The following is a 15333-nucleotide window of genomic DNA, read 5'->3' as shown; positions in this document are numbered from 1 at the left end:
GACACACCTCACATTTAATACCGATTTCAGTCACGTCGTCATAAGCAAATCCGATTGTGATACCATCGAAAATCTGCGCTGTAGCCTATTTAACGGGCATAATCGGATAACAATTTATGAGTGGACTGAAGCAAGAGCTGGGGCTGGCTCAGGGCATTGGCCTGTTGTCGACATCATTGTTAGGGACAGGCGTTTTTGCTGTTCCCGCACTGGCTGCCTTGGTGGCGGGTAACAATAGCCTGTGGGCCTGGCCGGTCCTCATTCTTCTAGTCTTCCCCGTAGCGATTGTCTTTGCCGTGCTCGGTCGCCATTACCCCAGCGCCGGCGGTGTGGCACATTTTGTCGGCATGGCCTTTGGCCCTCGCCTGGAGCGTGTTACCGGCTGGCTGTTTTTATCGGTGATTCCGGTCGGGCTGCCAGCGGCATTGCACATTGCCGCCGGATTCGGTCAAGCCATGTTTGGCTGGCATGGCTGGCAGCTTTTGTTGGCAGAACTCGGTACGCTGGCGTTGGTTTGGTATGTGGGTTCCCGCGGTGCCAGCTCCAGTGCAAACCTGCAAACGGTCATCGCCGGGCTGATTGTTGCCCTTATCGTTGGCATCTGGTGGGCGGGTGAACTTAAACCCGGCGAAATCCCCTTTCCTGCCATTACCGATGTTGAACTGCCTGGGCTATTCGCGGCGCTGTCGGTGATGTTCTGGTGTTTTGTCGGTCTTGAAGCATTCGCACACTTGGCCTCGGAGTTCAAAAAACCGGAGCGAGACTTTCCCCGTGCACTGATGATCGGCTTGCTACTGGCCGGTTCAGTCTACTGGGCATGTACGGTCGTGGTACTACATTTTGGCGCCTATGGTGAGCAAATGGCTGCGGCGGCATCGCTACCTAATATTGTCGTACAACTGTTTGGCGTACAAGCTCTGTGGGTCGCCTGCATCATTGGTTATCTGGCCTGCTTTGCCAGCCTGAACATTTATATTCAGAGTTTCTCCCGCCTGGTGTGGTCGCAAGCGCAATATAAGCCGGAGAGTTACCTGGCTCGCTTGTCCCCTCGCCATCTTCCGCGCAATGCTTTGAACGCGGTGTTAGCTTGCTGCGTGGTCAGCACATTGTGCATCTATATACTGCAAATCAACCTCGATGCATTAATCATCTATGCCAACGGCATCTTTATTATGATTTATCTGCTGTGCATGCTGGCAGGGTGCCGACTGCTAAAAGGACATTATCGTGCGTTGGCGGTGATTGGCTGTCTGTTGTGCCTGTTGCTGCTGGCAATGGTTGGCTGGAAGAGTCTGTATGCACTGGTTATGCTGGCTGGACTGTGGTTGTTTTTACCCCGCAGGCCGGATAAGGCCGTTACACCGCAATCCGGCAAGTAAAGCCTCGTTGCCGGATGATGCCGCTCACACGGCGTATCCGGCCTACAACGTCATTAATCCCGACGGTCGTCGTCTTTATGATCAAGGCGGTTGCGCTCATCATCTTTACGCTGGAACTCACCGTCAAAGGTCTCGCCCCCACCAGTTCCTGCACTAAAGCCGCCCCCCGGCATACGAGAAAAGCGCAGGTGCGGCAGCAGCTTCATGGTCAGATGCTTCTGCACCGGAGGTAATAAAAGAAGAAGACCAAGGAAATCTGTGAAGAAGCCCGGCAGCACCAGCAGCAAACCAGCAATAATCAGCGACACGCTCTTGATCATTTCTTCAGCAGGACTTTCACCCGCCGCCATTTTTTGTTGCATCAACAAAAAGTTCTTAAACCCTTGGTTACGAACCAGAGACATACCGATAACCGAGGTAAAAATGACCAAAATCAGCGTCATCAGAACACCCATAACATGGGCAACCTGAATGAAAATAGATATCTCTATGTAAACATAGAGAAAAATGGCAAGTAATGGTATCCAGCGCAAAGGACTCTCCTGTAAATAACAGCCGTTTTCGCCACGTCTGTCCGAATGGTTATGTGACTCGCATCGGAAAGATGTGGGGGGAATTAGCAAAATTTCAAGCGGGTTCTACACTTATTTTTGGTATTAATCCTAAAGGGGTGATCTATTTCACAGAATAATAATTAAGGGGTAATTTCCGCGTTTTAAGTGATCCAGATTACGGTAGAAATCCTGAACCAGCATATGATCTCGGGTATCAGACCGATGCAGGGGATAATCGTCGGTCGAGAAACAATCGAAATCACATATATCCTGTGTGTTTAGTAAAAAATCATTGGCAGCTTGAAAAAGAAGGTTCACATGTTAAACAACATTCGTATCGAAGAAGACTTGTTGGGTACCAGGGAAGTTCCAGCGGACGCCTACTACGGTGTTCATACTCTGAGAGCGATTGAAAACTTCTACATTAGCAACAACAAAATCAGCGATATCCCTGAATTTGTTCGCGGTATGGTAATGGTGAAAAAGGCAGCGGCCCTGGCCAATAAAGAGCTGCAAACCATTCCTAAGAGTGTGGCAAATGCCATCATCGCAGCATGTGATGAAGTTCTGAATAACGGAAAATGCATGGATCAGTTCCCGGTAGATGTTTACCAGGGTGGTGCGGGTACCTCCGTCAACATGAACACCAACGAAGTGCTGGCCAATATCGGTCTGGAACTGATGGGTCACCAGAAAGGTGAATATCAGTACCTGAATCCGAACGACCACGTGAACAAATGTCAGTCTACCAACGACGCTTATCCGACCGGCTTCCGTATCGCTGTTTACGCATCCATCATCAAACTGATTGATGCCCTTAACCAACTGCGTGAAGGCTTCGAACAAAAAGCTGTTGAATTCCAGGACATCCTGAAAATGGGTCGTACCCAGCTGCAGGATGCTGTACCGATGACTCTCGGTCAGGAATTCCGTGCTTTCAGCGTTCTGTTGAAAGAAGAAGTGAAGAACATTGGCCGTACTGCTGAGCTGCTGCTGGAAGTTAACCTCGGCGCAACCGCAATCGGTACAGGTCTGAACACCCCGAAAGAGTACTCTCCGCTGGCTGTACAGAAACTGGCTGAAGTGACTGGTTTTGCCTGTGTTCCGGCTGAAGACCTGATTGAAGCAACGTCCGACTGTGGCGCATACGTTATGGTGCACAGCGCACTGAAACGTCTGGCTGTTAAGATGTCCAAAATCTGTAACGACCTGCGTTTGCTCTCCTCTGGCCCACGTGCCGGCCTGAACGAGATCAACCTGCCGGAACTGCAGGCGGGCTCTTCCATCATGCCAGCAAAAGTAAACCCGGTTATCCCGGAAGTCGTCAACCAGGTGTGCTTTAAAGTCATCGGTAACGACATCACCGTCACCATGGCGTCTGAAGCAGGTCAGCTGCAGTTGAACGTTATGGAACCGGTTATTGGCCAGGCGATGTTTGAATCTATCCACATCCTGAGCAACGCTTGCTATAACCTGCTGGAAAAATGCGTTAGCGGCATTACGGCTAACAAAGAAGTGTGTGAAGCATTCGTGTATAACTCTATCGGTATCGTAACCTATCTGAACCCGTTCATCGGTCACCACAACGGCGATATCGTCGGTAAAATCTGTGCCGAAACCGGTAAGAGCGTGCGTGAAGTTGTCCTTGAACGTGGCCTGCTGACCGAAGCTGAGCTGGACGATATCTTCTCTGCTCAGAACCTGATGCACCCTGCTTATAAAGCAAAACGTTATACTGATGAAAGCGAACAGTAATCGTGTAGGGTAGTACCAGAGAAGGCACGTCAGATGACGTGCCTTTTTTCTTGCACGAAGTTACTTAAAAACAACAATTTAATATCAACTTGTTAAACAACAAGGAAGGCTAATATGATAGTTTTAGAACTTATCATCGTTTTGCTGGCAATCTTTTTAGGTGCCAGACTTGGGGGTATCGGTATTGGATTTGCAGGTGGGCTGGGTGTTCTGGTTCTCGCCGCTATTGGCGTAAAACCGGGTAACATTCCGTTCGATGTTATTTCCATTATCATGGCGGTCATCGCTGCCATTTCTGCTATGCAGATTGCAGGTGGTCTGGACTATTTGGTTCACCAAACTGAAAAACTGCTGCGTAAGAACCCAAAATACATCACGATCCTTGCACCGATTGTGACCTATTTCCTGACCATCTTTGCAGGTACAGGCAACATCTCTCTGGCAACGCTGCCGGTTATCGCTGAAGTAGCGAAGGAACAAGGCATCAAACCTTGCCGTCCGCTGTCTACTGCAGTGGTTTCTGCACAGATTGCGATTACTGCGTCGCCAATCTCCGCAGCTGTGGTGTACATGTCTTCCGTCATGGAAGGTCATGGCATCAGCTACATCCACCTGCTGTCCGTGGTCATTCCGTCCACGCTGCTGGCGGTACTGGTGATGTCCTTCCTGGTCACTATGCTGTTCAACTCCAAGCTGTCTGACGATCCGATTTACCGTAAACGTCTGGAAGAAGGCCTGGTCGAACTGCGCGGTGAAAGACAAGTTGAAATCAAAGCGGGCGCAAAAACCTCCGTATGGTTGTTCCTGCTGGGCGTAGTTTGCGTGGTGGCTTACGCCATTATCAACAGTCCAAGCCTCGGTCTGGTCGCTAAACCGCTGATGAACACCACCAACGCCATCCTGATCATCATGCTGAGCATCGCGACGCTGACCACGATCATCTGCCGCGTTGAAACGGACTCTATCCTGAACTCCAGCACCTTCAAAGCCGGTATGAGCGCCTGTATTTGTATCCTGGGCGTTGCATGGCTGGGTGATACTTTCGTCTCTCATAACATTGACTGGATCAAAGAGACTGCAGGTAGCGTCATTCAGGGTCATCCGTGGCTGCTGGCTGTCATCTTCTTCTTTGCTTCTGCACTGCTGTATTCTCAGGCAGCAACGGCAAAAGCTCTGATGCCGATGGCTCTGGCACTGAACGTTTCTCCGTTGACCGCTGTCGCGTCCTTCGCAGCTGTTTCTGGCCTGTTCATTCTGCCAACTTACCCAACGCTGGTTGCGGCGGTTCAGATGGATGACACCGGGACAACCCGCATCGGTAAATTCGTCTTTAACCATCCGTTCTTCATCCCGGGTACGCTGGGTGTGGTACTGGCTGTCTGCTTCGGCTTCCTGCTGGGCAGCTTCATGCTGTAAGTTTTACCTGCAGGGCGCCTGTGCGCCCTGCAGTTCCTCTCTCCCGTCTCGCTTTGACTAACATCCTTCTTCCGTCCGTTGTATAGTGACTCCTCTCTTGCTGGTTACTCTGTGCTTTCGAGGTGTTTATGCTTGATGTAAAGAATCAGGATATCTCCATCCCCGATACCGTTGTCGTGCTCTGTACCGCCCCGGATGAAGCAACCGCTCAGGATCTGGCCGCTAAAGTGCTGGCGGAAAAACTGGCCGCCTGCGTCACACTGCTGCCCGGCGCTACCTCCCTCTATTATTGGGAAGGCAAGCTGGAGCAGGAATATGAAGTCCAGATGATCTTAAAAACCGCAGTTTCACACCAGCAAGCACTTCTCGATTGCCTGAAGTCACATCACCCGTACCAAACACCTGAACTTCTGGTTTTACCCGTCACTCACGGAGATTTTGATTACCGCTCATGGCTCAACGCATCCTTACGCTGATCCTGCTGCTCTGCAGCACATCAACTTTTGCTGGCTTATTTGACGCACCAGGTCGCTCGCAGTTTGTCCCGGCCGACCAGGCATTTGTGTTCGATTTTCAGCAAAACCAACACGATCTGAACCTCTCCTGGCAGGTCAAAGACGGCTATTATCTTTATCGTAAACAGATAAGTATAACCCCATCTCAGGCCGAGACTGCCGAGGTAAAATTGCCGCCCGGGGTCTGGCATGAAGATGAGTTTTACGGCAAAAGTGAAATTTATCGTCAGCAGTTGACTATCCCTGTCACCGTCAAGCAGGCTGCTGCGGGTGCGACGCTAACGGTTACCTACCAGGGCTGTGCCGACGCCGGGTTCTGTTATCCGCCTGAGACAAAAACCGTGCCGTTACGTGAAGTGGCGGCCAGTGCAGAAACACCACCAACGACCTCTTCAGCAACGGTATCGCCAGAAGAACAACCACAACCCACGACCCAACTGCCGTTCTCCGCATTGTGGGCACTGCTGATCGGGATTGGCATTGCCTTTACACCTTGCGTCCTGCCGATGTACCCGCTGATTTCCGGTATCGTGCTAGGTGGAAAACAGCGCTTATCAACCGGACGAGCACTACTGCTAACCTTTATCTATGTCCAGGGAATGGCGCTCACCTACACCGCGCTGGGTCTGGTGGTTGCCGCTGCGGGGTTACAGTTCCAGGCGGCGCTACAGCATCCTTATGTCCTGGTTAGCCTTGCTATCGCCTTTACGCTGCTGGCTTTATCGATGTTTGGCCTGTTCACGCTACAGCTGCCTTCATCACTGCAAACACGCCTCACGTTAATGAGTAACCGTCAGCAAGGCGGCTCTCCCGGCAGCGTATTTACAATGGGGGCGATTGCCGGTCTGATCTGTTCGCCTTGCACCACCGCCCCACTGAGCGCAATTCTGCTGTATATCGCTCAGAGCGGAAACATGTGGCTAGGCGGCGGCACGCTGTATCTGTACGCGCTGGGAATGGGACTGCCCCTGATGCTCATTACCGTCTTTGGTAACCGTCTGCTACCGAAAAGCGGCCCGTGGATGGAGCATGTCAAAACCGCCTTTGGTTTTGTCATCCTGGCGCTTCCCGTATTTTTACTGGAACGTATTATCGGTGACGAGTGGGGGATCCGCTTGTGGTCGTTACTCGGCGTCGCGTTCTTTAGCTGGGCCTTCATTACCAGTCTGCAAGCCAAACGCCCATGGATGCGCCTTGTGCAAATAGCCCTGCTCGCCGCCGCTCTGGTGAGCGTACGTCCCTTGCAGGACTGGGCATACGGTACGCCGCATGCACAAACGCAGGCACATCTGAACTTCAAACCCATCGCGACGGTCGATGCGTTAAATCAGGCGCTGGCAGAGGCAAAAGGTAAGCCGGTGATGCTGGATCTGTATGCCGACTGGTGCGTAGCCTGCAAAGAATTTGAGAAATACACCTTCAGCGATCCGCTGGTTCAACAGGCATTAAGCAACACGGTATTACTGCAGGCGGACGTCACGGCAAATAATGCCCAGGATGTCGCACTGCTGAAGCATCTGCAGGTTTTAGGGCTGCCAACCATTTTGTTTTTTGATGCTCAGGGTAAAGAGCAGCCAAACGCGCGGGTAACAGGCTTTATGGATGCCGCAACATTTAGCGCACATTTGCACGATCGCCAACCGTGAGCGACACTTGCAAAAGGAAAACGGAGGAGAATACCGTGCAACGTGAAGATGTCCTGGGAGAAGCCCTGAAATTACTTGAGGTGCAAGGGATAGCCAATACCACGCTGGAAATGGTGGCCGACCATATTGATTATCCGCTTGATGAGCTGCAGCGCTTCTGGCCCGATAAAGAGGCCATCTTGTACGATGCCCTGCGGTACCTTAGCCAGCGGGTAGATATCTGGCGGCGTCAGCTTCTGCTTGATGACACCCTGAGCGCTGAGCAGAAGTTACTGGCTCGCTATAACGCCCTGGCCGAATGTGTGAGCAACAATCGTTACCCCGGCTGCCTGTTCATCGCCGCCTGTACCTTCTACCCTGACCCTGGCCACCCTATCCATCAACTTGCGGATCAACAAAAAAAGGCGGCCCATGATTTTACCCATGAATTGCTGACGACGCTGGAAGTTGACGACCCGGCGATGGTCGCCAAACAGATGGAACTGGTGCTTGAAGGTTGCCTGAGCCGCATGCTGGTCAATCGTAGCCAGGCCGACGTGGAAACGGCACACCGGCTGGCGGAAGACATCCTGCGCTTCGCTCAATGTCGTATGGGCGGTGCGCTGACCTAAGCAAACATCCCCGCCCATGCGGAGATAAGCAGACACAGCGCCATCACCCGTTGAAAACGCACCATCGCCGTGGTGGTGCGAAACACCCTGTTTACCGCCTTACCCAGCCACGCCCAGCACAACAAGCACGCCACAGATATCAGTAAGAACCACAGCGCCATTAGCGCGACATCCCGCAGCATATGCTCACCCGTAGGGGCAAACAGACCCACCACCGCCAGCGCCATCATCCACGTTTTGGGATTGATAATCTGCAACAGTGCCGCTGCTTTGGCAGTAAAGCGATGGCGCGTTTGCCCAGCAATATTCGTTGCCGGAGCACAAAACAGTTGCCAGCTCATCCATGTCAGCCACAGTACACCCGCCCAGCTCATCACCTGGCGTACCAGCGGATACTGGCGCAGCAGTTCACCCGCACCGGCTCCAGATATCAGCACAATGCCGCTGGCGGCCACACAGCCGCTGACAAGCGCAGGCAGTGTGGCTCTCACGCCATAATGCTGGCTGCTGGTCAGCACAAGAATATTGGTGGGGCCTGGCGTTATCGAAGCAACAAAAGCAAACAGCAAGTACGGCATAATATTCACAGGTGACTCCTTATTATTGGAGTCCTGACTGTGCCGTTATTTATTGGAAACGTCTGGAAGGTTTGTGCACAACTTACGGTAATGTGCAGGCGTAATCCTGTACGCCCGCTGGAACCAGCGCCCAAGATGACTTTGATCGGCAAAGCCCAGCGTTGTCGCCACAGCGGCGGGCTGTTCCCCTCGCGCCAGGAGCTGACGTGCTTTTGCCAGCCGCAACTGGATAAGCCAGGCATGCGGTGCCATATGGAATTCTCGTTTGAAACTGCGGGTCAGGGTAAAGCGGTCTGTTCCTGTCTCCCGTGCCAGATCGGAAAGGCCGATATTGTCGCCCATATGCGCATGCATATAGTCCCGCGCTCGATGCGCCATTGCACAACCTTGTATTTGTGATGGCAGACGCTTACGCCACCGACAATGTGCCGTGAGCTGAGTCAGCAAATTATCCATATTGCTTTGCTGCACGATACGCATTTCATCGGTATGCAGTGAACCAAATGTCTCACCAATCGCCCGAACCAGATGTGGCTCACGGGTCAGCGTTTGGTTAAAGTGCAGTGAATAGCTACCCGGAGTAGCCTCGTACAGCCCATGCAACGTGTGGGTCAGCCACTGTTCATCAAGGTAAAAGGTCAGATAGGTAAAACCGCCTGCAACCGGGGCATCACCATCATGGATTTCACCCGGTTCTAGCAGAAACGCATCACCCGGCTGGCTGTGATGACGCTCCCGGCGACAGTGAAACTGCTGGGTACCGGAAAGGGTGATCCCCACCAGATAGCTGTCATGCCAGTGCGGGTCAAAGGCATGGCCTTCAAAGTGCGCCTTAATAGTCTCAATACCGGTATCGGCATGCTGTCGTAGTTCAAGCCAGTCGTTTGCCATACTGCCCTCCTCTCGCTGCCAGCATTGCCTGGTTAAATCACACCTGTCTGGAAGATTTGTGCAAACTTCAGGCATAAACGTACAGACTGCCGTAATATTAAGCGGTTGAACAGCTTTTCACGATATTTGATTGACTGCCAGGCGTGAATGCGGTTTAATGCGCCCCGTTGCCCGGATAGCTCAGTCGGTAGAGCAGGGGATTGAAAATCCCCGTGTCCTTGGTTCGATTCCGAGTCCGGGCACCACTATTTAGAGAAACCAGCCTAAGGGCTGGTTTTTTGCTTTCTGGGGTTACGGTAGATTTCGGGTCACTTTGACCGCTGATGTCATTACCTAGCTTCCGCCATCCAGTCTGAGGATATTGATGGCACTGAAAAATTTGTGACCTTTTTTAAGTTGTCCACTCAGGATTTCTGTAACTTCTTTGCGCTTCCTTGTGGCTCATTCAGATTTAATGGAGAGCATTAAACTATATTGCTTTCGGAATAAAATAATCCTGAACGCCTAATCTTGATAGCCTCGGTTTTGGGTATAGAACCTATTCACATCGGTAGAGGCGCCAGCATAAGCAAATTGATAACGCGACTAAAAAAACAACGTTATAAAGGTAGCTTTCGTTCCCTTTAATAACTTATTTAGTGTTGTTGGCGTATGCTGGCGCGACATCGTCGTCTCCTTATCCGATTAGAATAAAATCATCAATATTGACGCTTTTAGAGTTTACGTTTTCTAAAGTAATGACATTGGCATTAACAGGATCGCCGATGGTAATTACGGTACTGTTACCTGTTCCCCCGGCAATCTTGACGCTGCTGGCAAAATTCGCCACACCAATGCCGAATAAACTCACATCGAGGTAATCCTGTCCGCCGCTGGGGTTACTGTCGAAGCCGCTGGTAATACGGTCTCGCCCAAAGCCTGCGCTAAAGACGAAGGTGTCATTTCCGGCACCACCGGTCATGATATCGTCACCCTGGCCCCCCTCGAGTCTGTCGTTACCCGCTCCACCTGTCAGTTTATCGTTACCGGCCCCGCCCTGAAGGTTATCGGCACCGTCACCCCCATCAAGGGCGTCATTTCCTGCGCCACCGTAGAGCGTATCGTTTCCTCCCATCCCATACAAAAAGTCATTACCGCTGCCACCGGTGATGGTGTTGGCAATGGCATTCCCTCTACCAGTGAACGCGCCTGTCCCGGTAAACACCAGGGTTTCAACGTTATTGGTCAACGTGTAATTATGGTGGGTGGTCTGGACAGCATCTGTCCCGCCATTAAGACCTTCAGTGACGACGTCGCCATTATTATCAACAATATAGGTGTCATTGCCGAGGCCGCCCACCATCAGATCAGCCCCTTCGCCACCGTCAAGCCTGTCGTTACCCTCTCCGCCTGTCATTTTATCGTTACCGGTCCCGCCCTGAAGGTTATCGGCACCCTCCCCTCCATCAAGGACGTCATTTCCTGCCCCACCGTTGAGCGTGTCGTTTCCTCCCATCCCATACAAAAAGTCATTACCGCTGCCACCGGTGATGGTGTTGGCAACGGCATTACCTCTGCCGGTAAACGTGTAATTATGGTGGGTGGTCTGGGACGCATCTGTCCCGCCATTAAGACCTTCAGTGACGACGTCGCCATTATTATCAACAATATAGGTGTCATTGCCGAGGCCGCCCACCATCAGATCAGCCCCTTCGCCACCGTCAAGCCTGTCGTTACCCTCTCCGCCTGTCATTTTATCGTTACCGGTCCCGCCCTGAAGGTTATCGGCACCCTCCCCTCCATCAAGGACGTCATTTCCTGCCCCACCGTTGAGCGTGTCGTTTCCTCCCATCCCATACAAAAAGTCATTACCGCTGCCACCGGTGATGGTGTTGGCAACGGCATTACCTCTGCCGGTAAACGCGCCTGTCCCGGTGAACACCAGGTTTTCAACGTTATTGGTCAACGTGTAATTGTGGAGGGTAGTCTGGACAGTATCTGTCCCGCCATTAAGATCTTCTGTGACGACATCGCCATTATTATCAACAACATAGATGTCATTTCCGGCACCACCCACCATCACATCGGCCCCGAGGCCACCGTTGAGAATATCGTTGCCAGCCCCACCGTTAAGCGTATCGTTGCCGCCCCCGCCATTCAGGACGTCGTTGCCGAGCCCACCATTCAGGATGTCAATGCCGTTCCCACCATTCAGGACGACGTTATTGTGGGCAATGACCGGCGGTTTATCGAGCTGACTCGTCCCGAAGATGTTCTCGGGAAGATTGGTCAGGCCCGTGTTGCGTGCCACGATCCCGGCAAAACCCTGTTCCTCGATAACCTCGTAGAGGTCCAGATGCTCCACGCGATCGAGATAATACAGCCGGTCACCTTCCTGGATGCGGTCAAGTTGTTCGTGGATGATGACCCAGAAGGTCTGGCCAACCACACCACCATTGATGTGCTTCTCGGCGAGTCCGCCAACGAACAGATCCACTCTGTCGATACCTTTGACGGTGTTTCCGTTGACCAATTTATAGCCAGGATTTGCCGCCAGGAAGTCTGCAATTTGACTATCCTCTAGTACGAGGTCGGGATAGGCCTTCTTGAATTGCGCAATGACGGTGTCGCTGAGATTGTTCCGTGCCTGGAAGTCTTCCCATGAACCGTAGGGTGTGAGATCGCCAGCAAAGCTGACCGCCTCTTTGACGTACGGATCGAGAGAGGCCATCAGGTCGGCCCGGATCTGGTTCATCGAACCCAGACCAACGTCCCACTCGCGGGCGACGTCGAAGGCGAATACGTCAGCACTCATACGAACAAGGTCGTTGCGCACAGCATCGACGATATTGACGTCGACTTCTTCCGCAGGCTGGACAACACCCCCGGCAATGATCCCGGCGGCACCCAGTTGCTCATAGCCTGGCTGTGGAGAGTAAGGCAATTGCGATTTGGGGAAGTTAAACGCGCTCGTATCGTTGGTCGGGTTGAGGAACGCGTCGAACAGCGGCACCTGCGTTGCATTGCCCTCAGCGTCGAGCACCGTCAGCGTCTGCCCTATCAGCGAATGCCCGAACCGGTAAGCGGCAACCGCGAACTCGTGCGAGACTCGTGCATCCACTTCCGGATTGTACTCGGCGAAGCCGTGATCGCCCTCACCTCTCATGCCACCAAGCAACTTGTCGGCAAAGTCGGTGTAAATAACGCGCTGATATTCAGCTTCGTTAATGATCTTGGCAGCCTGGAACAGCTCTTCAGCTGTTCCATTAAATCCGGCTTCGAGCAATGCGTTGACATGGAAGTTGTGATTCCGTTCCCAGATGTTGTGGATCGCGGTTAGTGCGATGTTTTCGTTCGCACGTCCATCACCCGCCACGTAGTGGTCGAGCAGGTTGATAAAGGGGTTGGTGTCGAGCAGCAGCGCAAAGCCACTTCCCATGAAATTAGAGGTCATGGCAGGAAGCATCGCTTGGTTGATAACGCCATTACTGTCGACCAGTCCGGCGAAGTACTCCCGGAAGGCTACGCGGTGGTCGCCCGGCAGCGAGCTGTCGGTGAACAGCGTGTTGTTGTTCCAGTGATGCAGGATCAGTTCACTCAGCGTGGGCAGTAGCTTGAAATTTGGATTTGATGGATCCAGTCCGCCCTCTAACAGCTTGCCCGTAAACCCGCCCAGTCCATCACCTTCTCGCAGGAACTGGCCGACGAGTTCGTTAGAGCCATAAGTTTGGTTCTGATCAGCGAATGGCGATGTTTTATTGAGATGCTGCGGGATTCCATTGGCATCAATACTGTCAACGGTGCCACGAGTCAGGTCCGCGGGGTTTGGAACCGAGCCCGGAGTGCCAATCTGGATCGTTCCGTTACCTCCCTTACCGAGGAAATCGAGACCGTGATCGAAGTACTGACCGAAGGCCGTGAATAAGCTGTTCACGCCAGCGGCATTGCCGGACAGATTTGCTTCCTGTGCACCAAGGGCATCGCTGATGGCTCGCGGATCCAGCCCGGAGAACAGGGGGTTGATGTCGCGGTTTTGGGTCGTCTCATTCCAGGCGCCGTAGTGCGCGTCGGTGAGCCGTATGAACGGCTGATCGGCTGATCCATAGTCAAGGTGAACCCGGTTATTACCGGTACCTTCGAGATCTCGGATCCCGAGCGCATCGTTGTCTTCCCCTCCTTCAAGCCCGTTGACGAGATTCTTCAGGTTGGCGACATCACTGGCGGTGAGAGGGAAAGCACCGTCGCCGCCGACATCGTCATTGTCATCGTCATCGTCATCGGCTTCCGTCGACGTTTCCTTGCGTGCTAAGACAATGGGATCGGTAGGTTTCAACTTGGTGTTTATGCCATCATGCACCGTGATCTTGTCCTGAGTTAGCGTAGAAGCCTTGGATCTCGGTGCCAGCTCAATAACCTCCTGCGGCGTCGGCGTGCCAAACACATCATCCAGACTTATACCGAGCACCGGATCGGTCTCTTTGTTCACTTCAACTGCGGATAAGAAATTGGCGGTCCGGTTGCTGATAATCCATGACGGCGGATCTATAACCGACCATATCCCAGCGTATCCCGCCTGAAATGAGGAATCAAAAAAGCGCAGGAAGGAAAAGTCTGTAACACCAAACTTGCCTTGCCCTGTGACCAGGTTGTTAAAGCTAGCATCGAAGGTTCGCATACTGAATGGCACAAGATGGTTAGATAATATATTGAAGTTGAGATCGTCGACATCCATTTGTGCTATAGATATTTGTTTGAGGGTATATTTCAGGTCAGGTTTTATGACATTCTTCATTTTCATTTCTCTCAGTAATGATTATGAAAGGCACGAAAAGGCGAAGCCGGTAAGCGGCACTCGAATTACGCGCCTGGAATTGCTAACTGAGCGAATAGGTAGAGCGACTTCGAGCTCCGGGTGGACGCACAACCTATATATCACCCTTTAACGTCACAAAAGACCCTATGATAGATATGCTCAGCCCCCACTGGAAAATCGCGACGACTTACTTTGCCAAACTGATAGCAGGCTTCAGACAAGCGCCCCCTTAATATTGAATAAAGCCAAAAAAATAACATCCGTCAATTAGTAGAAACTATTTTTAAATTTCGAATGGCAAAAAAAATCATCAATATTACATAGCTAATACATCACCCAGAATTTAATCGATCATCACTGCGTTAACAGTCGCACATTAATTTCCTTTAAATTCAATATTCTACAAAAACCCATCCAGACAAGTATTGAATAAATCATAAAGAAAAAATTGAACACCCATCAAGCCGCACTAATAAAAATGATATAAAAGTTTAAATGGCGACAATAAAAATAATACATCCTCATTACCGCGCTGCTGAAATTCCGGAGCTAAACTATATTAATATATCATTACCAACATAAATGAAGTCATTATATGTAATGTTAAATTTTCTTATGCGGTTTAAATTATGATTTTCCTGACTGGATATACGGAATAGCCTCGGATTTCCTGGAGGCTTTACTGGATAACGTCGGAATGTAAGGACGCGCGGAAAATTCAGATGACTTCCTTGAAAGAAGTTATTTCACGATAGGATCGAAGCTAAATAGGGCACACTGGCAAGATGGACATTTAACAGCCAAATTTGACATGAGTTTTGATAATCCCCGTGTCCTTGGTTCGATTCCGAGTCCAGCACCACTATTTAGAAGAACCAGCCTACGGACTGGTTTTTTGCTATTGTATTTCCCAAGGCTTTTCAGCCAATCCCAAGCCATCTCCTTATCAATTACCCGCAACCGTCGCTGCTACCCCCCATAAATTAATGGGCAGTTAGATTTTATTATTAAAGAAGAATGCTTTGTCGTTCACGGGCAGGATAAAGGACATTTTACGCGGACAGAAGAGAGGCTTTCGCTGGACAGATACAGCGCTGACGCGGCTATCCACCCGCTTTCACATACAACAGACGCAAAAAAACCCATCCGTCAGGATGGGCTTCTTCGCTTGTTTGATGCCTGGCAGTTTATGGCGG

10 protein-coding genes and 1 tRNA gene are annotated in these 15333 nt (G+C 51.5%); 7 read left to right on the top strand and 4 right to left on the bottom strand.

The genetic code is table 11. The features are described from left to right. Window positions 1-116: 116 nt before the first annotated feature. Window positions 117-1379, top strand: a complete 1263-nt coding sequence (gene yjeH / locus FDW88_RS20115; RefSeq protein WP_137363232.1) for an L-methionine/branched-chain amino acid transporter — start codon at window positions 117-119, stop codon at window positions 1377-1379. Between the two features lie 53 nt (window positions 1380-1432). Here the strand turns inward: yjeH and FDW88_RS20110 are convergent, their stop codons facing one another. Next, window positions 1433-1912 carry an FxsA family protein gene (locus FDW88_RS20110; RefSeq protein WP_115259635.1) on the bottom strand — a complete coding sequence of 160 codons (480 nt, stop codon included), beginning with the start codon at window positions 1910-1912 and terminating at the stop codon, window positions 1433-1435. Window positions 1913-2251: 339 nt separating this feature from the next. Between FDW88_RS20110 and aspA the strand changes: the two genes are divergently transcribed. From aspA to FDW88_RS20085, 5 genes are all read left to right on the top strand, one after another. After that, window positions 2252-3688 carry an aspartate ammonia-lyase gene (gene aspA, locus FDW88_RS20105; protein WP_096758611.1) on the top strand — a complete coding sequence of 479 codons (1437 nt, stop codon included), beginning with the start codon at window positions 2252-2254 and terminating at the stop codon, window positions 3686-3688. A gap of 114 nt (window positions 3689-3802) precedes the next feature. Then, entirely contained in the window at window positions 3803-5104 is a 1302-nt protein-coding gene (dcuA, locus tag FDW88_RS20100) for an anaerobic C4-dicarboxylate transporter DcuA (RefSeq protein ID WP_115259636.1), read from the top strand. Between the two features lie 128 nt (window positions 5105-5232). Continuing rightward, window positions 5233-5580, top strand: coding sequence for a divalent cation tolerance protein CutA (gene cutA / locus FDW88_RS20095; protein ID WP_096758613.1), 348 nt, complete (start codon window positions 5233-5235; stop codon window positions 5578-5580). After that, window positions 5556-7265, top strand: coding sequence for a protein-disulfide reductase DsbD (locus FDW88_RS20090; RefSeq protein ID WP_137363231.1), 1710 nt, complete (start codon window positions 5556-5558; stop codon window positions 7263-7265). The genes cutA and FDW88_RS20090 overlap by 25 nt, the downstream gene beginning before the upstream one ends. A 35-nt stretch (window positions 7266-7300) precedes the next feature. Beyond that, window positions 7301-7876, top strand: coding sequence for a transcriptional regulator (locus FDW88_RS20085; RefSeq protein ID WP_115259638.1), 576 nt, complete (start codon window positions 7301-7303; stop codon window positions 7874-7876). Here the strand turns inward: FDW88_RS20085 and FDW88_RS20080 are convergent. Then, window positions 7873-8463, bottom strand: coding sequence for a LysE family translocator (locus FDW88_RS20080; protein ID WP_137363230.1), 591 nt, complete (start codon window positions 8461-8463; stop codon window positions 7873-7875). The genes FDW88_RS20085 and FDW88_RS20080 overlap by 4 nt on opposite strands. A 36-nt stretch (window positions 8464-8499) precedes the next feature. Continuing rightward, window positions 8500-9345, bottom strand: a complete 846-nt coding sequence (locus FDW88_RS20075; RefSeq protein ID WP_137363229.1) for an AraC family transcriptional regulator — start codon at window positions 9343-9345, stop codon at window positions 8500-8502. Between the two features lie 169 nt (window positions 9346-9514). On the opposite strand from FDW88_RS20075, the gene FDW88_RS20070 reads away from it, so the two are divergent. After that, window positions 9515-9590: transfer RNA gene (locus FDW88_RS20070), tRNA-Phe, on the top strand. A gap of 431 nt (window positions 9591-10021) precedes the next feature. Here FDW88_RS20070 and FDW88_RS20065 read toward each other — a convergent pair. Then, a complete protein-coding gene (locus tag FDW88_RS20065) occupies window positions 10022-14116 on the bottom strand; it encodes a peroxidase family protein (protein ID WP_170974187.1) in 4095 nt (1364 codons plus the stop codon). Window positions 14117-15333 lie beyond the last annotated feature (1217 nt).

Source organism: Citrobacter sp. wls829 (assembly GCF_005280825.1).
Taxonomy (GTDB): domain Bacteria; phylum Pseudomonadota; class Gammaproteobacteria; order Enterobacterales; family Enterobacteriaceae; genus Citrobacter; species Citrobacter gillenii.
Note: the sequence above shows the minus strand (reverse complement) of the source record. Positions and strands in the feature narration are given on the sequence as shown.